The sequence below is a fragment of the Bradyrhizobium sp. CCBAU 25360 genome, from assembly GCF_028128695.1.
GTDB lineage: Bacteria > Pseudomonadota > Alphaproteobacteria > Rhizobiales > Xanthobacteraceae > Bradyrhizobium > Bradyrhizobium ottawaense.
Genome location: NZ_LBJA01000036.1, coordinates 149,579 through 170,008 on the forward strand (window position 1 = coordinate 149,579; position 20,430 = coordinate 170,008).

Consider the following 20,430-nt stretch of genomic DNA (forward strand, 5'->3'; position numbering starts at 1 on the left):
CCGTCAGTGAGTTGGCAGATCCGCCTCGAAGTTGAAGCGGTCGCGCAGATTTTTTCGCTGTTCCAGGATGTCCTTGAGGAAAGCTCGGTCCTGGTCGTTCTTCATCATCGGCTCGATCAGGTCGAGCTGGTTCATGGCAACCAGTTGCAGGATCTCGGTGCGCGGCTTGCCGCCGGCGTCGCGCGGCAGCGCGTGCACCACTTGGATGTGCTCCGGCGGTTTCGGCCCCTTTGCGGCCGCAAGCTCGTTCCGCAACTGGCCTTCGAGCGTGGCCTGGTCGGCTTCGACGAAGGCATAGAGCCCGACGCCGGAGCGGCGGTCCGCGAAAGCCACGATGGCGGTGTCGCGCACGGCCGGGTTTTTGCGGATCAGCTCGGTCAGCACCGGCGCGTCATTCACGAGCCTGCGGCCGCCGCCCTCGCGATCGGTGAAGTTGAACAGGCCGCGCGTGATCGCGCGGTAGATCTTCTTGCCGGTGACAAGCCACAGGCTGGCGGCAAATGACTTCTTCGCAAGGATCTTTCGCTCGCGCGGCGTCAGCGCCTCAGGTGCGTAGGAGCGCTTGTGCTTGAGCAGATGCCGAAGGTCTTCATAGGCCAGGATGCGATAGAGCCGGCCGCGCCGTGCAAAGCAGGCGGCGAGCTGGAAGTCGGTGACATAGGCGAGGCCGTCGCGGCCGACCAGCCAGTTCTGTTCCTTGGCAAGATCGTTGTGGCAGATACCGGCGCGGCGCAGCCGGCGCAGGGCCGCCTTGGCCGAGCGGAAATAGGCGAGGTCGCCGTGCGGCTTTGCCAGATGCAAGGCGACGCCGTCGACGAAGCCGCGCACCAGCGCACGGCGTCCGGCCCACAGCAGCTCCGGACCAACGTTGAGGCCTTTGGCGAGCGCCAGAGCGTGCTTCTCGCGGGCGAACAGATGGCGCGCCAGGAGAAACGACCACCACGGCACCTCGTCGAGCCGGCGCAGCACGGCATCGACCTCGCCGCTCTCGCCGCGGAAGCGCCCGCGCTCGACGGTCGAGAACACGTCGCGCTTGAGCAGCACGCCCTCGGTCCAGCGCGCCGAGAGCGTCGCGGCGTCGTCTTTGGGGAGGCTCATCGCAAACTCACGCGGCTGCGGCAATGCGCAAATGATCGGCGATCCAGCGATCGAGATCGGCGAGTGCCAGTGCGCTCATCGCCTGCTTCTTGGCCACCGTCTTCTCGTTACCGCGCAGGCGCGTGCCGTCGGGTTTCTTCGTCGGCGCGGTCGCAAGCGGTGGGAATAGACCGAAATTGATGTTCATCGGCTGGAACGACCGTGTGCCGGGCTCGATGGTCTCGATATGGCCGCCGGTGATGTGGCCGAGCAGCGATCCGAGCGCGGTCGTGCCAGGCGGGCTGACAAGCGTCTCGCCGCGCGCGTCCGCGGCTGCATAGAGACCGGCGATCAGGCCGACGCTGGCCGATTCCACATAGCCCTCGCAGCCCGTCATCTGGCCGGCGAAGCGCAGCCGCGGCTGCGCGCGCAGGCGCAGCTGACCGTCGAGAAGCTTTGGCGAGTTCAGGAAGGTGTTGCGATGCAGGCCGCCGAGGCGGGCGAACTCGGCCTTCGCCAGCCCGGGAATGGTGCGGAAGATGCGCTGCTGCTCGCCATACTTCAGCTTCGTCTGGAAGCCGACGATGTTGTAGAGCGTGCCGAGCTTGTTGTCCTGGCGCAGCTGTACGATCGCGTAGGCTTTGGTCGTGGGATCGTGCGGGTTGGTGAGGCCGACCGGCTTCATCGGGCCGTGGCGCAAAGTCTCGGGGCCGCGCTCCGCCATCACTTCGATCGGCAGACAGCCGTCGAAATAGGGTGTGTTGGTCTCCCACTCCTTGAACTCGGTCTTCTCGCCGGCGATGAGCGCAGCGACGAAGCCGTCATACTGCTCCTTGGTCATCGGGCAGTTGATGTAGTCCGCGCCGGTACCGCCGGGGCCGACCTTGTCGTAGCGCGACTGGAACCAGGCCACCGACATGTCGATGGATTCACGATGCACGATCGGCGCGATCGCGTCGAAGAAGGCGAGCGCGTTCTCGTCGGTCAGCTCGCGGATGGCATCGGCCAGTGGAGCGGAGGTGAGGGGACCGGTTGCAACGATGACGTTGCTCCAATCGGCCGGCGGCAGGCCCTTGACCTCGCCACGGGCGATCTGGATCAGGGGATGGTCGTTCAGCGCCTTGGTGACGGCCGCGGAGAAGCCGTCGCGGTCGACGGCGAGAGCGCCGCCAGCAGGCACCTGGTTGGCGTCGGCTGCACGCATGACCAGCGAATCGAGCCGGCGCATTTCGGCATGCAGCAGGCCGACGGCGTTGTTGGCGGCGTCGTCCGAGCGGAACGAATTGGAGCAGACGAGTTCTGCGAGCCCGTCGGTGCGGTGCGCTTCGGTCATGCGGGTCGGCCGCATCTCGTGCAGCACCACGGGCACGCCGGCCTTGGCCACCTGCCAGGCGGCTTCAGAGCCGGCAAGGCCGGCGCCGATCACGTGCACGATGTTGGATTGAGGTCCTGTCATGGGGCGGACAGGTAGCGCTTTTCGGCGGGGAGTGGAATCGCCGAGATCGAGTTTTCTGCCGCTAGATGCGACAACGCCCGCACGAGGCGGGCGCTATCGGTCCGTTCCGGTGGAAGGGCTGAAACGATATCAGCCCTGATACTGACCGGCGGCAACGCGCGGGATGTCCGAGCGATCGAGGCCGATATCGGCCAGTTCGCGATCGCTGAGCTGGGACAGCTCGGCAACATTGCGCTGATAGTCCCGGAAGGCCTGGATCATGCGGATGAGCGAGAGCAGCATTGGTAGTCTCCTGTAGTTCGATTCAGCCCTTGCCCGGACTGCATCGTTGAAATGAATATAAGTGAGAGTGGTGCAGTGCGAAAGTTCCGATGTTGCGATGCAGCTAAGCGAGTAACGCATACCGTGGGTAAGGGACGCTTAACCTCTCGCCAGCCTCGCCCAAGGCTTCGGCCGTATGCATCGAATCTAGCCACAAACGCCCGTGTAATCACGGGTTTAAGGGCAATCGATTGATCTCGATCATAGCCGAAATAAGTTGCGTACCTGTCACCGGGAAGTCGATCGATCAGCGTCTACACCCAAGTCCGGCATGCGTGATTCGCATGAGAAGGACGTTGTTGTTATGAATATTTATTCATTTCTGTTGAGATCGGCTGGAGGGTCAGGAAGGGTCCCGACAGCCTTGGCCAGTCAGATTTGGCGGCGGAACGACCCCTCACGCTTAGATCGCGCGCGCGCACACGCCAAGGGTGTGGCGATGATTACCAGGATGTAATGAAAATCAGAAATTTCGCATGCGGCTCTGCGTGGCGCGCAACATCACGCAATTCTCGCGGGGAATTTATTGCGGCAAGTTGCCGCGTCCGGGGGAAAGTCGTGGTGCAGAGGCCGGCAATGTCGCCGGGTCTGTCCCAAGATCAAGAGAAGGAAGGTAACGTCATGACGAAGTTACTCGGGGTTATCGCAATCGCCGCCGTCGCGTTCGCCGTCGCGCCGGCCCAGGCCGCCAAGCACGCCACGGGCGGTTGCAGCTCGGCCAATCTGGAGAAGACGGAGACCGCGATCGAGAACATGGCCGACGGTGACAGCAAGTTTGTGGCGCAGAAGGAGATCGCGGCTGCGCAGGATTCGCTGCTCAACGGCAAAATGGGCGCATGCGGCGCGCATCTGAACAAGGCGATGCACGCCACCATGGGCAAGTGATGGGTAGGTAGACGCACAAGAGAGGGCCGGTCGCCGGGCGATCGGCCCCTACGCGTTTGTTGATGGGTGTTTAGGGGGCGCGCGCCAGCTGGGTGGCGAAATAGGCGACGGTCTTGGAATAGACCTCGCTCTTGTTCCACTGCTGCAGCACCGCGAAATTCGGACTGCCCGGCTGCCAATCCTTGCCCTTTTGCCAGCCATAGCCGGCAAGATAATTGGCGGTGGAGGCGAGCACGTCGGGCGCGTTGTGCAGGAGGTCGCGCTTGCCGTTGCCGTCGAAATCGACGGCGTATTTCATCCAGGACGACGGCATGAACTGGGTCTGGCCGAGCTCGCCTGCCCAGGCGCCCTTCATCTCGGCTGGCACGAGATCGCCGCGCTGGACGATGCGCAGTGCGTCCAGCAGCTCGGCGCGAAACTGCTCCGCGCGCCGGCAATCATAGGCCAGTGTTGCGAGTGAGCGGATCGTGCCGAACTTGCCGGTGTTGACGCCGAAATCGGTCTCCAGGCCCCAGATCGCGACCAGGACCTCGCCGGGAACGCCATAGGTCTGCTCGATGCGCGACAGCACCGAGCCGTACTGCTTCATCCTGTTGGAGCCGCGTTCCAGACGCGGCGGCACCATGCGGCCGGAAAATTCCTCGAAGGTCTGGGCGAAGACCTTTTGCGAGCGGTCGCGGTTGAGCACGCTCTGATCGAGCGTCACGCCGGCGAGACCAGATGCAATGGCCTGCTGTGAAATGCCCTTGGCCGCAGCGTCGGTCTTGAAGTCCGCAAGCCAGGCATCGAAATTGCCCGAGCCGCAGGCAACCGCGGCGAACGCTGGCTGGGCGGACAGGATTGACGCGGAGAGAGCGAAGGCTGCGAGAGCGAGACGAGAAATCGTCGAGGTCATTCGAGGTAATGAATTCCGTGAAGCGATCTGGCCGGCCGGCAATCTCGATCGGAACCGCGGCCAAAGCAAGGCGTGCGACAGGCCGCGATCCTGCCCGAACCAGGGCAGGATCGCATGTCACGATATCGTCAGGCGTCCGTCCTGTTACGCCAGGGGAAGAGGTTGGCCGGGAAGTCGGCAGCCGGCTTGCGCGGACGATGCGGCGGGGGCGGCACCGGACGTGCACCGGGCTCCGAGACGATCACCTTGCGGTAGAGATGCCAGGTGGCATGGCCGAGCAGGGGGATCACCACGGCAAGGCCGAGGAACGCCGGGATCGTGCCGAGCGCGAGCAGGACCGCGACGATCAAGCCCCAGGCCGCCATCGGCACCGGGTTCCTGGCGACCACGCGCAGCGAGGTGCTCATCGCCTCGAACGCGCCGGCATGGCGGTCCAGCATCAAGGGGAACGACACGGCGCTGATGCACAGCGCGGCGAGCGCGAACAGGAAACCGACGCCGCAGCCGACCACGATCAGCCACCAGCCCTGCTGCGTCGTCAGCACGCGCGTCATGAAGTCCGAGAGCCCGGTGACGCCCTCATAGCCGAACGCCGCGACATAGATCGCCTGCGCGGTCGCAACCCAGGTCACGAACAGCGCGAGCAGCAATGTGCCGAGGCCGAGCATCGCCCCGAACGAAGGCGAGCGCAGCACCTCCATCGCATCCCAGGCGCTGGCTTCCTCATAGCGTTCGCGCCGGCTGGAGAGCTCGTAGAGACCGAGGGCCGCGAAGGGCCCGATCAGCGCGAAGCCGGCGGCCAGCGGAAACAACAGTGGCAGCACCGAATAGCCCATCACCACGCGGGCGAGCACGAGGCCGAGCACCGGATAGATCACGCAGAGAATGATGGCGTGGCTCGGCACGGCCTTGAAATCTTCCCAGCCGCGCCTCAGCGCATCGTGCAGATCGGACAGCTGGATGGTTCGGATCACCGGTCCAGCCGCATCAGTGGGCTGGGCCATCGTGGGGACATTGCCCTGGTAGAGTGTGGCCATGGTCGCTAGCTCCCTTGCCGAGCGGCCGAATTCGGCGCCGGCAAACGGCGCGAGCGGCCGCCATTCTCTGAAGTCCCGCGATCCCGACCAGACGCGAATTCCGGATGACATCGCGAGCTGAGCTGGAAGCGTACGCCCATTTGCGAGTCCTGTCCCTCACGCTTGGGTGAAATTCGATGCCGCAGCGCAACTCGACGGTGTCATTCGGTCGTCATTTCGCCGCAGATAAGCTGATGCTGCGTGCTGGCTCGCGGAACTTTGCGGGCGCTACGCAGTAACTTGGTCTATAAGTGCCACTCAAGGCCCTTCCAACGGATCCTTTTCGGGGAGCAGACATGAGCATTTTCGGGAAAATCATGAGCGCGATCTTCGGCAGCCAGCCTGCTTCCGCCGCGCCCGCCGGTGGCGCAGCGCCGGGCAGTGCGCCCGCAGGCGCCGCGCCGGACGCTTCGGCTCCGGCAGGCGCGCCCATGGCCGCGGTCGACGTGGCAGCGATCGTCGACAAGGCGGTGGCCGCGCACAAGGGCGAGAAGCTGGAATGGCGTACCTCGATCGTCGACCTGATGAAGGCGCTCGACATCGATTCCAGCCTCGCTGCGCGCAAGGATCTCGCCAAGGAGCTCGGCTACAGCGGCGACATGAATGACTCTGCCAGCATGAACGTCTGGCTGCACAAGCAGGTGATGTCCAAGCTCGCCGCCAATGGCGGCAAGCTGCCGCCGGAGATCAAGCACTGACTGCAAGCACTGACCGACCGCCGGTCGTGTCGCAAGGGCCCGCAGTCGCGCGGGCCCTTTTGCTTTCAGGCGAACAGATCCGCGTCCTCCGGATGCCTGTCGAGATAGTCGACGACGAAGCCGCAGCCGGCAATCACCTTGCGGCCGTCGCGCCGGATCAGATCCAGCGCGCCCTTGATCAGCTCGGAGGCGATGCCGCGGCCGCGCAGCGCGCGGGGCGTCTCGGTGTGGGTGATGATGACCGCCGTCGGGGTCAGCCGGTAATTGGCGAAGGCGACCTCGTTGCCAACATCGAGTTCGAAGCGGCTCCTGTCCTTGTTGTCCCGTACCGATGCCACCATGCAAGATCCTTCCGCCGTGCGTCTGACGCGTTGATCTAGGAGCCCGTCCCCGTCCTTGGCAAGGCGCGGCCATGGGAGCTTGCCGCACGGCAGATATCTGCAAACGCGCGTGCCTGTAGCTGCAGCGCAGTACGAGAAGCCATCCTTGGTGAACACCACGCCGGCTCCAATAATTACCGGCGACACCCTTGCAAGTTCCACGGCGGCTCCCACGTCCTCTCAAGGACATACGCCCGAATGCGGCCGGCAGGGTCGCTAGACATTCGGAGTGTCATGATTGCCAGCCGCAGACGTATGCCTCTTTGCAGGAGGTTACGATGTCGGACTTTGGTTTCTTGAATACTCATCGAACATGGGAAGACTGGTGCGGGATGCTGCTCGGCGCGCTCATCGTGGCTTCGCCGTGGTTTCCCATCCAGGATCCGGCGATTGCCGGGCACCCGACGGCGATCCTGAATACGGTCGCAATCGGCCTGGTCGTTTTTGGCATCAGCCAGCTCGAATATGTCGCCTTGCAGCGCTGGCAAGAGGTGACGACGATCCTCGTCGGACTGTGGCTCATCGCCTCGCCTTACGCCCTCGGCTATTCCGCTGACGGCTTTCTCCGCATCTACCACACGAGCCTCGGCGCGGCGGTGGTGCTGCTGGGCATCCTTCAGCTGTGGCAGGACTGGGATCTGAATGATCAGGACATGCTCAAGCACGGACGATAGGCCGTAGATGTCGGCAGGCCCGCTGGCTTCGGGCGGCGGGCCTGTGCTCTCACCTCGCCACGAGGTCGAAATAGTCCGGATGCTTTTCGATCCATGCCTTCACGAACGGGCATTGCGGGATCAGCTTCAATCCGGCGGCGCGGACCTGGTCGAGAGCGCCTTGCACCAGCTTCGAGCCGACGCCCTTGCCGCCGAGCTCCTTCGGCACGTCCGTATGCTCGAATGTGATGACGTTGCCATCGAGCTTGTAATGCTCGGTCGCAAGATTGCCATCCACTGCGAGCTCGTAGCGGCAGTGGTCCTTGTTGTTGATGACGTTGCTCATGTTGTCGCCCCTCCAGCTGCCAGCCTCGCGCACCAAGTCATAACGCACGGTCGCGCCGGCCGGTTTCCGATGTTGAGGTCGTTCGGTTCAATCGGCCGCTTTGGCGAGCCTGGAATCTTCGGGCTGCTGCGGCGCGCGCAGGCATCCCTGGCAGATGACCAGGGAGCGGTTGACCCTGGCATCCTGCTCGGCCTCGCTGGCATCCTGCGCCTGCCACCATTCCTTCGACTGAGGCTGAAGTCCGGCCTGCGATGTGTTGCGCTCGGATCGGGCCGCGGTCCGTGCTGGTTGTGCGGCTGCCCGCGGTCGATTGGGATCCTCGCCGGCGCCATCCCAGGCGTAACGCGCAGGCCTGAAGGCGGGATCGGAGGCCAGATGCGCCTGCGGCGCCACGGCACATCCGGCGAGCGCCAGCGACAACAGGAGGAAGGCGGGCGCTTTGACCATGATGCTGCACTCTGTACGCGAGAACTGAGCGAGGGTGCGCCGATCATGTTTAAAATTCCCTGAACGATTGCGGCCGCGCCGGCGACAAACGCGCATGCGCTATTTGATGCTTCTGCTCGCTCTGTTCGTCTCCGCCGCGCGCGCGGAGGATGCAAAGCCGTTCAATCCCTCCGACTATCCGCCCGGCGTGCAGACGGCACTGCGCTACGCCAACGAGGAATGCACCAGCCAGGACGGTGGCGAGGTGACCTTCGCGCCCGATACCGTGCGCAAGATCGACCTGACCGGTGACGGCCGCGACGACTACATCGTCGATTTCCAGGACACCAAATGCGGCGATCGCGAGACGACCTATTGCGGAACTGGCGGCTGCGTCATCAACATCCTGGTGGCGCTGCCGGACGGCGACGTTCGCCCGGTGTTTGACGGCTATGTCCTCCGCTACAAGATCATGGCCCCGCCGATGAAGCGCGGCGCTGCGCGCACCGTCCGCTTCGATCTTCATGGCAGCTTCTGCGGCGGCTTTGGCCCGCAGACCTGCGTCAAGCAGAAGGCGATCACGGCGACGCCGTTTGCGTTCAAGCAGCCGTAGGGGAGCCGTGCATCCGCCGGCCTTGCAGGGGCGCGGGCGATGGCGATAAATGGGATGCAATGAGCCGGCGGCCAGCGCGCCGTCCGCCCTCGAAGAGGAATCCCCATGCAGCCCCTGCGCATGTCCCGCCGCGTCATGAATCTCGCTCACATGCTGACCCAGAATGCGCGGCGGCATGGCGCGCGTCCCGGTTTCGTCTGGGGTGACAAGTCCTGGAGCTGGCGCGAGATCGACGCGCAGGTCTCGGCGCTGGCGGCGGCGCTCGCCGCGCGTGGCATTGCCAAGGGCGACCGTATCCTGGTCCATTCCAAGAATGGCGCCGAGATGTTCTTCTCGATGTTCGCCGCGTTCCGGCTCGGCGCGGTCTGGGTGCCCACCAATTTCCGCCTGATGCCGGATGAGGTCACCTATCTCGCAGAGGCCTCCGGCGCCAAGGCGTTTCTGTGCCATGTCGATTTTCCCGAGCATGCGGCGGCCGTGAAAGGCGGCGCGCTCGAGTTCACCTGGAGCGTCGACGGCAAGGGCGCGTTCGGCGAGCGCTCGGTTGCTGAGGCCATTGCCTCGCAGGCCGGCGCCAATGTCGCGAATGTCGCTGTCGAGCACGACGATCCCTGCTGGTTCTTCTTCACCTCGGGCACCACCGGCCGCTCCAAGGCCGCGGTGCTGACTCACGGCCAGATGGGCTTTGTGATCACCAACCATCTCGCCGATCTGACGCCCGGCGTCACCGAGAACGACGCCTCGCTGGTGGTGGCGCCGCTGTCGCATGGCGCCGGCGTGCATCAACTGGTGCAGACCGCGCGCGGCGTCTGCACTGTCTTGTTGCCGACCGAAAAATTCGACATCAACGAGGCATTCCGCCTGATCGAGATCCATCGGGTCGCCAATCTCTTCACGGTGCCGACGATCCTGAAGATGATGGTCGAGCACCCCGCCGTCGACAAATACGATCATTCCTCGCTGCGTCACGTGATCTATGCGGGGGCACCGATGTATCGCGAGGATCAGAAGACCGCGCTGAAGAAGCTCGGCAAGGTCATCGTGCAGTATTTTGGCCTCGGCGAGGTCACCGGCAACGTCACCGTGCTGCCGGCAGCGCTGCACGATCCCGAGGACGGCCCGCACGCGAAGATCGGCACCTGCGGCTTCGAGCGTACCGGCATGCAGGTCTCGATCCAGGACGACGAGGGCCGCGAGCTCGCGGCCAACCAGAGCGGCGAGATCTGCGTGATCGGGCCGGCGGTGCTCGCAGGCTATTACGACAATCCCGAAGCCAATGCGAAGGCGTTCCGCAACGGCTGGTTCCGCACCGGCGACCTCGGCCACATGGATGAAGAGGGGTTCGTCTACATCACGGGCCGCGCCTCCGACATGTACATCTCCGGCGGCTCCAACATCTATCCGCGCGAGATCGAGGAGAAGATCTTGACGCATCCCGCGGTCGGCGAGGTCGCCGTGCTCGGCGTACCCGATGCGACCTGGGGCGAGGTCGGCGTCGCCGTCTGCGTGGCGCGTGCCGGCGAGAAGGCAGTGAGCGAAGCCGAAATGGCGGCGTTCCTCTCGCCGAAGGTGCCGCGCTACAAGATGCCGAAGCGGTTCTTCTTCTGGGAGGCGCTGCCGAAATCCGGCTATGGCAAGGTCCCCAAGCGCATGGTGCGCGACGAGCTCGAGGCGCGCGGGCTGCTCGATCTCGACAAGACGAAGACAGGCTGAGCGCAGGTGATGAGGAGTATCACGCAGCCGGGCGCGCCCATCGCGGAACGCATTCAATGGGTGGAGGCGAGGGGGCGCGCCTTCTCGTTCACGCTTCCGGCAGGTCTGCCGCTGCTGGAAGCCGCGCGGCGTGGCTTTGCGGCGGAGGGATTTGCCGGCGGCGTGCTCAACTTCCAACACGGCGCGCTCGGGCCGTTCGCCTATGTCATGCCGGCGCTGTCGAAGACCGGCGAGAACGCGGCGTTCTATAGCGACACGTACCGGCCCGGCGGCGTGACGCGCACGAAGCTCGGGAGCATGACGCTCGGCATGCGCGACGGCGTGCCGTTCTTTCACTGCCACGGGCTGTGGACGGAGGCGGACGGCAAGGCGAGCGGTGGCCACATGCTGCCGGACGAGACTGTTGTCGCCGAACCGTTCGAGGTCGAGGCCTTCGGCCTTGATGGCGCGATGTTCGCCGCCGAGTCCGATCCCGAGACCAATTTCAAGCTGTTCGGGCCGGTGGCGGCTGCGAGCAGCGGCGCGCGCACCACGGCCAGCGCCTTCGCGCTGCGGCTGCGCCCCAATCAGGATCTTGCTGGCTCCCTCGAAGACTTCTGCCGCACGCATGGCATCGCGCGCGCGAAGATCCATGGTGGCGTCGGCTCGACCATCGGCGCGCGCTTCAGCCATGGCGGCGTGACCGAGCCGTTTGCGACCGAGCTTGCGGTGACGGCCGGTCTGATCGCGCCCGGGCACTCCGGTGCGATCGAAGCGGCGCTCGACGTCGCGCTGGTCGACTACACCGGCGGCTTGGCGGAGGGGCGGCTGGTCCGCGGCGACAATCCCGTGCTGATGACGATGGAGCTGGTGCTGGAGGCGCTGGACTAGGTTGCGACCGGGGCTCGCGCCGGGAGCCCCTGCCACTTGCGCGGCATCATTGTTCCCGTTACGTTCCGGTTTGAGATCGCCGGTGGCGGAACGGACGGAGAGACGACCATGAGCCGGCGAGGTCATCGCACGATCAACCTGCCAGCACCGTATCTGAAGCGGGTCTGGCTCGACCCGTCGAAAGTTCACGATCGCGAGGCCTATCCGTTTTGCCTGCCCATCTTCCCGGATGATTTCGAGCTCAATTTCGACGCTGCCATCACGATTATCGTTGGAGAGAACGGCACCGGGAAGTCGACGATCCTCGAGGGCATCGCATCACTCGCCGGCTACGACGATGCCGGCGGCGGCAAGGGCTATATGCCGGTCGACCATTCCGAGGCGCGCGAGAAGATGGGCGGCCAGCTCGGCAAGGCGCTCCGCGCGAGCTGGCTGCCGAAGATCAGCAATGGCTGGTTTTTTCGTGCCGAGAGCTTTTTCTCGGTCGCGCGGTATCTGGACAAGGCCGCGCGTGATGCCGGCCAGGCCGGTCCCGATTTCCTGTCGCACTCCCACGGCGAAGGCTTCCTGCGCTTCTTCGAGGAGCGTTGTCAGCGCCAGGGCATCTTCATCTTCGACGAGCCGGAATCGGCGTTGTCGCCGGCGCGCCAGATCGAGTTTTTGAAGCTGCTGCGACGCATGGAGGATTCCCGGATCTGCCAGGTCATCATGGCGACCCATTCGCCGATGCTGATGGCGTATCCCAATGCGCGGCTGCTGCGGCTGGCGAAATATGGGCTGGAGCCGGTGACGGTCGAGGAGACGGATCATTACCGGTTGATGCGGGAGTTTTGTGCTGACCCGCGCGGGTTTGTGGAGGCGACGCTGGAGGAATAGCTGAACGTGTCTGACGGCTGTTCTCTCCGCTGTCGTTGCGAGGAGCCCTTGCGACGAAGCAATCCAGGATCTTTCCGCGGCGGCAGTCTGGATTGCTTCGCTGCGCTCGCAATGACGGTAGGTGGAGTAGCGGCATTTTCCGCTCTGGTGTCCCGGACAAGCTGCAACGCGCATAGCGCGTCGAAGACGCGCGTAAACGCGCTTATGGCGTTGCGGCGCAGAGCCGGGACCCAGGAGCCGCAGGTGTCGTTGCGGCGTGGGCCCCGGCTCTGCTGCGCATCACTTCGTGCTGCGCCGCGTCCGGGGCACGAGACTGTCGGTGAAGGTCTGGCACAGGCTTTCATCCTCGCGGCACATCGTGCCCGAGCTTTTGCTTCAGTTGCCACCCTCAAAAGTGCCGAGGGCGCAGGGAAGGCCGGGTGCCGGCTGGCACCCGCGGTCCACTGTGCGAAAGCGTGTGCTTAAAAAGCTGCACAGCGGCATACAGGTGTAGCCAAACATCCGGCCTTCCCTGCGCAGTGGGTTTACGGCTTATGTCGTGCTCTCCCCGGGGAGCGATGCACTATTGCCCCCGTCGCCTTGCGGATGGCTGATGCGCGCACCCGGTCGGGCCCGCGACATCACCGCAACACTTGGCGCACAGACCCCGGGCGCCAGGACCACACGATTTTGCCGTACGCAGGCTGCACCGGTCGTGTGCGCGTTAGTCCTTGCTCACGGTGTGACCCGCCCTGCAAACCACCTTCGCGCCGACGCCGCCTGCGTCCACCACGTCCCATCCCGCGTGTCGTGACGATCGCGTTGCGCCCCTCGGCCGGGTTGGGATGATCGTCTATACTATAATCCGAAATTCTGATAAAGAGAAATATTTCGGTTTGGCGGTGTTGACCCTTCCCGTGGGTGTTTTGCCCGCCGGGTCGCGCAAGGGCTTGTGGGTCGCGCCGGGCTCCGCCGCAACGGCGCCACGAACCGGTCTCCCCTCGGCCCCAAAATGCGCTAGGATGACCGCAGCGCGCATTCCAAGTCGCGCACGATCAACTGGACGTAAGAGGAAACGAGATGAGGGTGACGATTGGACGGCGCACGGCTGTGGCTGGCGCGCTGGCTGTGTGTGGGGCGGCAGGCTTGACGGCAGCCTTCGGGCCGTTTTTTTCACCGGCGGCCTGGGCGCATGGGCCGACCCGGCAGAAGGTGCGGGAATCCATCGAGATCAACGCGCCGCAGGACAAGGTCTGGGCCGCGATCCGCAACTTCCAGGACATGGGCTGGCTTCCGCCTGTCACCAAGACCACCGGCGAGAAGGGCAACGAGATCGGCGCGACGCGCCAACTGACGCTGACGGGCGGGGCGACTGTCGATGAGGAGCTCTACAAATACGAGCCCGACATGATGAGCTATTCGTACCGGATCACCAAGGTCGACGTGAAGGTGCTGCCGGTGACCAATTATTCCTCGACGTTGACGGTGTCGCCGGCTTCCGACGGCAAGTCCAAGCTGGAATGGGCCGGGGCATTCTACCGCGGCTTTCCCAACAACGATCCGCCGCCGGAGCTGAGCGACGAGGCCGCGGTGAAGGCGGTGAGCGGGCTCTACAAGGCCGGCCTCGAAGCCCTGAAGAAGAAGATCGAGAGCGGTAGCTGATCGTGCGGATGCTGGTTCTGGCGGCGCTCGCCGCCAGCCTTTGTCATGCCAGCCTCGGCAGCGCCGCTGCCGAGGAGGCGTTCGTCACCAACCAGCTCAGCGACGATCTGATGGTCGTGGATCTCGCCGCCGCGCGTAGCGTCGCGACCATCCCGATCGGCGGCAAGCCGGCCGGCGTCGCCGTCAGCGCGGACGACCGCTTTGCCTATGTGACGAGCCCGGACGCCAAGGCGGTGACGGTGGTGGACGCCGCAGCCCGGCAGGTGGTCGGGCGGATCGAGGTCGGCGGCGGGCCGCTCGGCATTGCCGTGGCGCCCGATGGCCGCACCGTCTATGTCGCCGATTGGTATGCAGCCGCGGTGCGGGTGATCGACGCCGCGAGCCGCAGCGTCACGGCCAGCATCGCGGTCGGCGCCTCGCCATCGGGCCTGGCGGTGACGCCGGACGGCAGGCTGCTGCTCTCGGCCGACCGCGACGACGACATCGTCTCGGTCGTGGACACGGCGACGCGCCAGCGCAAGGCGACCGTCAAGGTCGGCACCCGACCATTCGGTGTCACCATCGATGCCGAGGGCAAGCGCGCCTACACCGCCAATGTCGGCTCCGACGACGTCTCCGTGATCGACATCGCCGCTGGCCGCGAGGTCGGCCGCGTGCCGGTCGGCATGCGCCCCTATGCGGTGGCGCTGACGCTGGGCCGGGGCTTCGTCACCGACCAATATGGCGGCACCGTCAGCGTGTTCGATCTGGCGAGCCTGAAGCCGGTCAAGCGCATCAATGTCGGCGACTATCCCGAAGGCATCGCTGCGACCGCCGACGGCAAGCGCGTCATCGTCGCCTGCTGGGAGAGCAACACGCTAAGCATCATCGACGCGACTGATCTGAAGGTGATCGGCGAGATCAAGACCGGCGACGGCCCAAGGGCGTTCGGGGTGTTCCTGCGCAGGACGGAGTAGGGTGTGTAGGGTGTGTAGGGCGGATTAGCGAAGCGTAATCCGCCATCTTGCATCGACGATCGGTCGGCGGATTACGCTTCGCTAATCCGCCCTACGATTACACAACACGTCCGCAATCTCGTCCATCCGCTCGAACACGTGATCCGGCCCGTGCGCGCGCAGCGCCGCCGGGGCCGCATAGCCCCAGCACACTGCGCCGCAGGCAATCCCGACGCTGCGCGCTGCCTCGATGTCACGGACCTCGTCGCCGATAGCGACGACCTGGTTTGGCGCCACGCCGGCGCGGCGGATGACGCGGTGGAATTTCGCGGGCTTGCCGAACAGCGATGCCGAGCAGTCGAAATGCGAAAACAGCGCGGCGGCCTCGCCAAGCTTTTCGCGCGCATTGGCCTCGCTGTCCGATGTCACCAGCGCGAGCTGCACGCCGTTGTCCGCCAGCGTCCGCAGCATGGTCTCGACACCTCCAAACAGCGGGATCTCGCTAGCTGCCTCTCCCTTCAGCCGCCGCGCATGCCGCGCGATTGCCGGTAGCTTCCACAAGGGTACCTCAAGGTGGCTGAGGATCTCGCGCGTCGAGGCATGCCGCAGTCCCTCGACGTCCTCATCCCGCACGCGGCGAAAGCCGAAGCGGTCGGCGATGTCGTTGACGGTGCGCAGGAACCACGGGAAGCTGTCGGCCAGCGTGCCGTCGAGATCGAAGATGGCGAGGGTGTAGGGCATGGGGGAAGGGGAGTCTGGTCGAGCTAAGTGGCCGGATGTACAAGACGGAAGCAGGAAGACAAAGATGCCGGTCGATCAGATTCAACTTAGCAAGTTCTTGAGCTTCGTGCTGAGACACAAGCCCGATGAGATCGGCTTGACGCTCAGTGCCGAGGGCTGGGTCAATATTGACGAATTGCTTGAGAAAGCCAATGCAACAGGGACGATGTTTGACCGAGCTGACCTGCTCGGCGTCGTCGCAAGCAGCGACAAGAAGCGATTTTCGCTATCAGCCGACGGACTGAAGATCCGGGCCGCCCAAGGGCACTCTGTATCGGTGGAGCTCGGCTTGCCACCCCAAGAACCGCCCTCAGTCCTCTACCACGGGACGGCGACGCGATTTGTCGAAGCGATCCTCGCGGAGGGCTTGAAACCGCAGGCGCGCCAACAAGTGCACCTGTCCTCCGATGAGGAGACCGCGCGGCAAGTGGGGCAGCGCCATGGCAAGCCCCACATCTTCAAGGTCGATGCCGGCGGCATGTATGCGCGCGGTTTCAAGTTCTATCGCGCCGACAATGGGGTCTGGCTGACCGATACAGTGCCGCCGGAGTTCTTGGCCCCGGCGACGAGCAAATGACATAATGGGAAGCCGCGGAGAGGCTGCTACTCCGCCGCCTCGCTCGTGCTCCTTCGCTTCGGCTTCCTCGCCTTCTTCAGCACCGGCTCCAGAAACTTGCCCGTGTAGCTCCGCGGCGCCTTGGCAATGTCCTCCGGCGGGCCCCAGGCGACGATCTCGCCGCCGCCGTCGCCGCCTTCGGGGCCGAGGTCGATGACCCAGTCGGCGGTCTTGATGACTTCGAGATTGTGCTCGATGACGACGACCGTATTGCCCTGCGCGACGAGCTCGTGCAGCACTTCCAGGAGCTTCTTGACGTCGTGGAAGTGCAGGCCGGTGGTGGGCTCGTCCAGGATGTAGAGCGTGCGGCCGGTGGCGCGCTTCGACAGCTCCTTGGCGAGCTTGACGCGCTGGGCTTCACCGCCCGAGAGGGTCGTCGCTTGTTGGCCCACGTGGATGTAATCGAGCCCGACGCGGTGCAGGGTCTGAAACGTCTCGCGCACGCGCGGCACCGCCTTGAAGAACTCGGCGGCTTCCTCGACGGTCATGTCGAGGACGTCGGCGATGCTCTTGCCCTTGAATAGCACCTCCAGCGTCTCGCGGTTGTAGCGCTTGCCCTTGCAGACGTCGCAGGTGACGTAGACGTCGGGCAGGAAGTGCATCTCGATCTTGATGACGCCGTCGCCCTGGCACGCCTCGCAGCGGCCGCCCTTGACGTTGAAGGAGAAGCGGCCGGGCTCGTAGCCGCGCGCCTTGGATTCGGGCAGGCCGGCGAACCATTCGCGGATCGGCGTGAAGGCACCGGTATAGGTCGCGGGGTTGGAGCGCGGGGTGCGGCCGATCGGCGACTGGTCGATGTCGATGATCTTGTCGATGTGCTCGAGGCCCTCGATGCGGTCGTGCGGGGCCGCACCCTCGCTGGCATTGTTCAGCTTGCGGGCGATGGACTTGTAGAGCGTGTCGATCAGCAGCGTCGACTTGCCGCCGCCGGACACGCCGGTGACGGCGGTGAACAGGCCGAGCGGAATTTCGGCGGTGACGTTCTTGAGATTGTTGCCGCGCGCATTGACCACCTTGATGGTGCGGCGATGGTTCGGCGGCCGCCGCTCCGGCACCTCGACCTCGAGCTCGCCGGTCAGGTACTTGCCGGTGAGCGATTTCGGGTTGCGCATGATCTCGGCGGGCGTGCCTTCGGCAATGATGTTGCCGCCATGCATGCCGGCGCCGGGGCCGATGTCGAGGACGTGGTCGGCGAGCAGGATGGCGTCCTCGTCATGCTCGACCACGATCACGGTGTTGCCGAGGTCGCGCAGCCGCTTGAGGGTGTCGAGCAGGCGCGCGTTGTCGCGCTGGTGCAGGCCGATCGAGGGCTCGTCCAGCACGTAGAGCACGCCCGTCAGGCCCGAGCCGATCTGCGAGGCCAGGCGGATGCGCTGGCTCTCGCCGCCGGACAGCGTGCCGGAGGAGCGGGAGAGGGTGAGGTAGTTGAGGCCGACGTCGAGCAGGAAGGTGAGACGCTCGCGGATTTCCTTCAGGATGCGGCCGGCGATCTCGTTCTGCTGCGCGTTGAGCGCCTCGGGCACGGTCTCGAACCATGCGCCGGCGCCCTTCACCGACAGCTCGGAAATCTCGCCGATATGCTTGCCGCCGATCTTGACGCAGAGCGCCTCGGGCTTGAGCCGAAAGCCCTTGCAGCCCTCGCAGGGCACGTCGTGGAAATACTTCGCCAGCTCCTCGCGCGCCCACTCGCTCTCGGTTTCCCGATAGCGGCGGTTGATGTTGGTGATGACGCCCTCGAACGGCTTCTTGGTGTCGTAGGAGCGCACCCCGTCCTCGTAGGAGAACTTGATCTCGTCCTCGCCGGAGCCGTGGAGGATGGCGTTCTGCGTCTTCTTGGCCAGGTCCTTCCACTTGGTGGTCAGCGTGAATTTGTAGTGCTTGCCGAGCGCAGTCAGCGTCTGCACGTAATAGGGCGACGACGATTTGGCCCAGGGCGCAATCGCGCCCTTACCGATCGCGAGCTCCTTGTCGGGGATGACGAGGTCTTCGTCGACATGCTGCTCGACGCCGAGGCCGCCGCAGGCCGGACACGCGCCATAGGGGTTGTTGAACGAGAACAGGCGCGGCTCGACCTCGGGAATGGTGAAGCCAGAGACCGGGCAGGCGAACTTTTCCGAGAACAGGATGCGCTCGGGTCCGCTCTTGTCGTGGATCTTGGCGGTCTTCTTCTTTTCCTCGGCGGGAGCCGCCGCCGGCGCGTCGGCGAATTCGACGACGGCGAGGCCTTCGGCGAGTTTCAGCGCGGTCTCAAAGCTCTCGGCGAGGCGCTGGCCGATGTCGGCGCGCACCACGATACGATCGACCACGACGTCGATGTCGTGCGGGAATTTCTTGTCGAGAACAGGCGCTTCCGCAAGCTCGTGGAAGGTGCCGTCGATCTTGACGCGCTGAAAGCCCTTCTTGAGCCATTCGGCGAGCTCCTTGCGGTACTCGCCCTTGCGACCGCGCACGACGGGCGCGAGCAGATAGAGGCGGGTGCCCTCGGGCAGCGCCAGCACGCGGTCGACCATCTGCGAGACGGTCTGGCTTTCGATCGGCAGGCCCGTGGCCGGCGAATAGGGCACGCCGACGCGGGCCCAGAGCAGGCGCATGTAGTCGTAGATCTCGGTGACGGTGCCGACGGTGGAGCGCGGGTTCTTCGACGTCGTCTTCTGCTCGATCGAGATCGCCGGCGACAGGCCGTCGATCTGGTCGACGTCAGGCTTCTGCATCATCTCGAGGAACTGGCGCGCATAGGCCGACAGCGATTCGACGTAGCGGCGCTGGCCCTCGGCGTAGATGGTGTCGAAGGCGAGCGAGGATTTGCCGGAGCCGGAGAGGCCGGTGAACACCACCAGCTTGTCGCGGGGAATCTCGACGTCGATGTTCTTGAGGTTGTGCTCGCGCGCGCCACGGATCGTAATTGCGCGCAGGCTGGAGCCCGCGTTCTGTTGTTGGCGCTTCGCCTTGATCACTTCATCCATCCGAGTTGCCCTCAAGGAATCCCATGGGTGCGCGACCGCGCCAATAAAAAAGGCGCGCTCGCCCGGAACCGGGATCGGCGCCGATGGGGTTGTCAGCGAACGTAGGAAGAACGGAGACGGATTTCCAGTGGGACTTGCGAATCGTCAACGGAATGTTGGCGCGCTGGCGGCATCTGGCAGCAGTTGCTGTGCGGAACTGCGCGGGAAGCTGCCGCGAAAACAAAAAGGCCGGCGCAAGGCCGGCCTTTCGTGACGATGGGACGTCGGTAGCGATCAGGACTTCAGATCAATACCGGGCGACCACGGGGCCGCCGAAAGTGTAGTTGAGGCGGACGGTGCCCATGTCGACGTCCTGCTTGATCCGATCGATACGGTCGTTGACGCCGAGGATCGTGAACGAGTTGTTGCGCTTGCCCATGAACAGATGGTCGTATTCGATCGCCACGGACCAGTTCGGTGCGAAGCCGAATTCGATGCCGGTGCCGACCGCGCCACCCCAGCGCGTCTCGCTTGCGCTGTCGAGGACCACGCCGCCCAGCAGGCCGTTATATTTGGCGTGCGTGACGGCCGCGCCACCCTTCACGTACCAGAGCACGTTGTTCCAGGCATAGCCGACCTGGCCGGTGAACAGGCCAAGCGCGTCGATCTTGGTCTGGTTGACCAGCGGCCCAAGCACCACGCTCGTATTCGAGCCCTTCAGGTTGGCCCAGTCGCCTTGGGCTTCAAGGCCGAACACCCAGTTGGCCGACTGCCAGCGATAACCGACCTGTCCGCCGACGACGCCGCCGGTCGCATTGTGACAGCCTTCAGCCGTGTCCGGACCCGCAACACCGAAGATGTTGTTGACGTCCCAGCAATTGCGGCTCGAGGCGCCGCCGCCGTTGATACCGATGTAGAAACCGCTCCAATTGTACATCGCGATCGGCGCGACCGGAGCCTTGGTGTAGGGGCGGGCCGCCAAATCGGCCGCCGAGGCCGGTGCCAACGCGCTGAGTGCGAACAAACCGGCCGAAGCCAGCAAAAGCTTCTTCATATCCATTCCCCAGTTCCGTTTCTCTTTCTGACCTTCCGGAAAGCGGAAGAGCCAGCGGACCTATGACCCGACTAATGTCACTGCTTTACACCATTAAAGCCAAAGGTTGTGTCACCCGGGCGCCACATCTCTCCGAAAACGCGAGCGAGCCGGTTGGCGCGCGAAAAAACAAAAAGG

At 64.7% G+C, this 20,430-nt stretch carries 21 protein-coding genes; 10 read left to right on the top strand and 11 right to left on the bottom strand.

Annotated features, from left to right (window positions below):
* Positions 1 to 3 precede the first annotated feature (3 nt).
* From XH81_RS13625 to XH81_RS13635, 3 genes are all read right to left on the bottom strand, one after another.
* The gene (locus XH81_RS13625; protein ID WP_028144485.1) at positions 4 to 1,098 is read right to left on the bottom strand and encodes a serine/threonine protein kinase; all 1,095 of its coding nucleotides are present in this window, start codon (positions 1,096 to 1,098) and stop codon (positions 4 to 6) included.
* Between the two features lie 7 nt (positions 1,099 to 1,105).
* Entirely contained in the window at positions 1,106 to 2,533 is a 1,428-nt protein-coding gene (trmFO, locus tag XH81_RS13630; RefSeq protein WP_028144486.1) for a methylenetetrahydrofolate--tRNA-(uracil(54)-C(5))-methyltransferase (FADH(2)-oxidizing) TrmFO, read from the bottom strand.
* Between the two features lie 129 nt (positions 2,534 to 2,662).
* On the bottom strand, positions 2,663 to 2,815 hold the full coding sequence (locus tag XH81_RS13635) for a DUF1127 domain-containing protein (protein ID WP_007590701.1): 153 nt from the start codon (positions 2,813 to 2,815) through the stop codon (positions 2,663 to 2,665).
* Positions 2,816 to 3,412: 597 nt separating this feature from the next.
* Between XH81_RS13635 and XH81_RS13640 the strand changes: the two genes are divergently transcribed.
* The gene (locus tag XH81_RS13640) at positions 3,413 to 3,739 is read left to right on the top strand and encodes a hypothetical protein (RefSeq protein WP_028144487.1); all 327 of its coding nucleotides are present in this window, start codon (positions 3,413 to 3,415) and stop codon (positions 3,737 to 3,739) included.
* Positions 3,740 to 3,809: 70 nt separating this feature from the next.
* On the opposite strand, the gene XH81_RS13645 is transcribed toward XH81_RS13640, so the two are convergent.
* Complete coding sequence (locus tag XH81_RS13645) at positions 3,810 to 4,634, bottom strand: lytic murein transglycosylase (protein WP_028144488.1); 825 nt, start codon at positions 4,632 to 4,634, stop codon at positions 3,810 to 3,812.
* A gap of 128 nt (positions 4,635 to 4,762) precedes the next feature.
* Positions 4,763 to 5,671, bottom strand: a complete 909-nt coding sequence (locus XH81_RS13650) for a DUF2189 domain-containing protein (RefSeq protein ID WP_028144489.1) — start codon at positions 5,669 to 5,671, stop codon at positions 4,763 to 4,765.
* Positions 5,672 to 6,006: 335 nt separating this feature from the next.
* Between XH81_RS13650 and XH81_RS13655 the strand changes: the two genes are divergently transcribed.
* Positions 6,007 to 6,408: a DUF3597 domain-containing protein gene (locus XH81_RS13655; RefSeq protein WP_028144490.1), complete on the top strand. Its 402-nt coding sequence runs from the start codon at positions 6,007 to 6,009 to the stop codon at positions 6,406 to 6,408.
* Positions 6,409 to 6,473: 65 nt separating this feature from the next.
* Here XH81_RS13655 and XH81_RS13660 read toward each other — a convergent pair whose 3' ends face one another.
* Positions 6,474 to 6,749 carry a GNAT family N-acetyltransferase gene (locus XH81_RS13660; RefSeq protein WP_271596251.1) on the bottom strand — a complete coding sequence of 92 codons (276 nt, stop codon included), beginning with the start codon at positions 6,747 to 6,749 and terminating at the stop codon, positions 6,474 to 6,476.
* Positions 6,750 to 7,066: 317 nt separating this feature from the next.
* On the opposite strand from XH81_RS13660, the gene XH81_RS13665 reads away from it, so the two are divergent.
* Complete coding sequence (locus tag XH81_RS13665) at positions 7,067 to 7,462, top strand: SPW repeat protein (protein WP_028144492.1); 396 nt, start codon at positions 7,067 to 7,069, stop codon at positions 7,460 to 7,462.
* 49 nt (positions 7,463 to 7,511) lie between these two features.
* Here XH81_RS13665 and XH81_RS13670 read toward each other — a convergent pair whose 3' ends face one another.
* Complete coding sequence (locus XH81_RS13670; RefSeq protein ID WP_212475492.1) at positions 7,512 to 7,787, bottom strand: GNAT family N-acetyltransferase; 276 nt, start codon at positions 7,785 to 7,787, stop codon at positions 7,512 to 7,514.
* Positions 7,788 to 7,874: 87 nt separating this feature from the next.
* Positions 7,875 to 8,234, bottom strand: coding sequence for a hypothetical protein (locus tag XH81_RS13675; RefSeq protein ID WP_212475491.1), 360 nt, complete (start codon positions 8,232 to 8,234; stop codon positions 7,875 to 7,877).
* A 94-nt stretch (positions 8,235 to 8,328) separates the two neighbouring features.
* Between XH81_RS13675 and XH81_RS13680 the strand changes: the two genes are divergently transcribed.
* The 6 genes from XH81_RS13680 to XH81_RS13705 all read left to right on the top strand — a co-directional run bounded on the left by XH81_RS13680 (position 8,329) and on the right by XH81_RS13705 (position 14,882).
* Positions 8,329 to 8,826 carry a hypothetical protein gene (locus XH81_RS13680; protein WP_212475490.1) on the top strand — a complete coding sequence of 166 codons (498 nt, stop codon included), beginning with the start codon at positions 8,329 to 8,331 and terminating at the stop codon, positions 8,824 to 8,826.
* 105 nt (positions 8,827 to 8,931) lie between these two features.
* Positions 8,932 to 10,539: an acyl-CoA synthetase gene (locus XH81_RS13685; RefSeq protein WP_212475489.1), complete on the top strand. Its 1,608-nt coding sequence runs from the start codon at positions 8,932 to 8,934 to the stop codon at positions 10,537 to 10,539.
* Between the two features lie 9 nt (positions 10,540 to 10,548).
* Positions 10,549 to 11,409, top strand: a complete 861-nt coding sequence (locus XH81_RS13690; RefSeq protein WP_212475488.1) for a PCC domain-containing protein — start codon at positions 10,549 to 10,551, stop codon at positions 11,407 to 11,409.
* 108 nt (positions 11,410 to 11,517) lie between these two features.
* Positions 11,518 to 12,285, top strand: coding sequence for an AAA family ATPase (locus XH81_RS13695; protein ID WP_028144498.1), 768 nt, complete (start codon positions 11,518 to 11,520; stop codon positions 12,283 to 12,285).
* Positions 12,286 to 13,344: 1,059 nt separating this feature from the next.
* A complete protein-coding gene (locus tag XH81_RS13700; protein WP_028144499.1) occupies positions 13,345 to 13,926 on the top strand; it encodes an SRPBCC family protein in 582 nt (193 codons plus the stop codon).
* Positions 13,927 to 13,928: 2 nt separating this feature from the next.
* Entirely contained in the window at positions 13,929 to 14,882 is a 954-nt protein-coding gene (locus XH81_RS13705) for a YVTN family beta-propeller repeat protein (protein WP_028144500.1), read from the top strand.
* Positions 14,883 to 14,963: 81 nt separating this feature from the next.
* Here the strand turns inward: XH81_RS13705 and XH81_RS13710 are convergent, their stop codons facing one another.
* A complete protein-coding gene (locus tag XH81_RS13710) occupies positions 14,964 to 15,602 on the bottom strand; it encodes an HAD family hydrolase (protein ID WP_028144501.1) in 639 nt (212 codons plus the stop codon).
* A gap of 64 nt (positions 15,603 to 15,666) precedes the next feature.
* Between XH81_RS13710 and XH81_RS13715 the strand changes: the two genes are divergently transcribed.
* Positions 15,667 to 16,218, top strand: a complete 552-nt coding sequence (locus XH81_RS13715) for an RNA 2'-phosphotransferase (RefSeq protein ID WP_028144502.1) — start codon at positions 15,667 to 15,669, stop codon at positions 16,216 to 16,218.
* Positions 16,219 to 16,244: 26 nt separating this feature from the next.
* On the opposite strand, the gene uvrA is transcribed toward XH81_RS13715, so the two are convergent.
* Together uvrA and XH81_RS13725 are read right to left on the bottom strand one after the other, a co-directional pair.
* On the bottom strand, positions 16,245 to 19,220 hold the full coding sequence (gene uvrA, locus XH81_RS13720; RefSeq protein ID WP_028144503.1) for an excinuclease ABC subunit UvrA: 2,976 nt from the start codon (positions 19,218 to 19,220) through the stop codon (positions 16,245 to 16,247).
* A 286-nt stretch (positions 19,221 to 19,506) separates the two neighbouring features.
* Positions 19,507 to 20,253: an outer membrane protein gene (locus XH81_RS13725; RefSeq protein WP_095424308.1), complete on the bottom strand. Its 747-nt coding sequence runs from the start codon at positions 20,251 to 20,253 to the stop codon at positions 19,507 to 19,509.
* Positions 20,254 to 20,430: the final 177 nt, after the last annotated feature.

What these genes read in the sequence shown, in the direction of transcription:
- XH81_RS13625 (WP_028144485.1), bottom strand. Translation starts at nt 1,098, where the DNA reads ATGAGCCTCCCCAAAGACGACGCCGCGACGCTCTCGGCGCGCTGGACC.
- trmFO (WP_028144486.1), bottom strand. Translation starts at nt 2,533, where the DNA reads ATGACAGGACCTCAATCCAACATCGTGCACGTGATCGGCGCCGGCCTT.
- XH81_RS13635 (WP_007590701.1), bottom strand. Translation starts at nt 2,815, where the DNA reads ATGCTGCTCTCGCTCATCCGCATGATCCAGGCCTTCCGGGACTATCAG.
- XH81_RS13645 (WP_028144488.1), bottom strand. Translation starts at nt 4,634, where the DNA reads ATGACCTCGACGATTTCTCGTCTCGCTCTCGCAGCCTTCGCTCTCTCC.
- XH81_RS13650 (WP_028144489.1), bottom strand. Translation starts at nt 5,671, where the DNA reads ATGGCCACACTCTACCAGGGCAATGTCCCCACGATGGCCCAGCCCACT.
- XH81_RS13655 (WP_028144490.1), top strand. Translation starts at nt 6,007, where the DNA reads ATGAGCATTTTCGGGAAAATCATGAGCGCGATCTTCGGCAGCCAGCCT.
- XH81_RS13660 (WP_271596251.1), bottom strand. Translation starts at nt 6,749, where the DNA reads ATGGTGGCATCGGTACGGGACAACAAGGACAGGAGCCGCTTCGAACTC.
- XH81_RS13665 (WP_028144492.1), top strand. Translation starts at nt 7,067, where the DNA reads ATGTCGGACTTTGGTTTCTTGAATACTCATCGAACATGGGAAGACTGG.
- XH81_RS13670 (WP_212475492.1), bottom strand. Translation starts at nt 7,787, where the DNA reads ATGAGCAACGTCATCAACAACAAGGACCACTGCCGCTACGAGCTCGCA.
- XH81_RS13675 (WP_212475491.1), bottom strand. Translation starts at nt 8,234, where the DNA reads ATGGTCAAAGCGCCCGCCTTCCTCCTGTTGTCGCTGGCGCTCGCCGGA.
- XH81_RS13680 (WP_212475490.1), top strand. Translation starts at nt 8,329, where the DNA reads ATGCGCTATTTGATGCTTCTGCTCGCTCTGTTCGTCTCCGCCGCGCGC.
- XH81_RS13685 (WP_212475489.1), top strand. Translation starts at nt 8,932, where the DNA reads ATGCAGCCCCTGCGCATGTCCCGCCGCGTCATGAATCTCGCTCACATG.
- XH81_RS13690 (WP_212475488.1), top strand. Translation starts at nt 10,549, where the DNA reads ATGAGGAGTATCACGCAGCCGGGCGCGCCCATCGCGGAACGCATTCAA.
- XH81_RS13695 (WP_028144498.1), top strand. Translation starts at nt 11,518, where the DNA reads ATGAGCCGGCGAGGTCATCGCACGATCAACCTGCCAGCACCGTATCTG.
- XH81_RS13700 (WP_028144499.1), top strand. Translation starts at nt 13,345, where the DNA reads ATGAGGGTGACGATTGGACGGCGCACGGCTGTGGCTGGCGCGCTGGCT.
- XH81_RS13710 (WP_028144501.1), bottom strand. Translation starts at nt 15,602, where the DNA reads ATGCCCTACACCCTCGCCATCTTCGATCTCGACGGCACGCTGGCCGAC.
- XH81_RS13715 (WP_028144502.1), top strand. Translation starts at nt 15,667, where the DNA reads ATGCCGGTCGATCAGATTCAACTTAGCAAGTTCTTGAGCTTCGTGCTG.
- uvrA (WP_028144503.1), bottom strand. Translation starts at nt 19,220, where the DNA reads ATGGATGAAGTGATCAAGGCGAAGCGCCAACAACAGAACGCGGGCTCC.
- XH81_RS13725 (WP_095424308.1), bottom strand. Translation starts at nt 20,253, where the DNA reads ATGAAGAAGCTTTTGCTGGCTTCGGCCGGTTTGTTCGCACTCAGCGCG.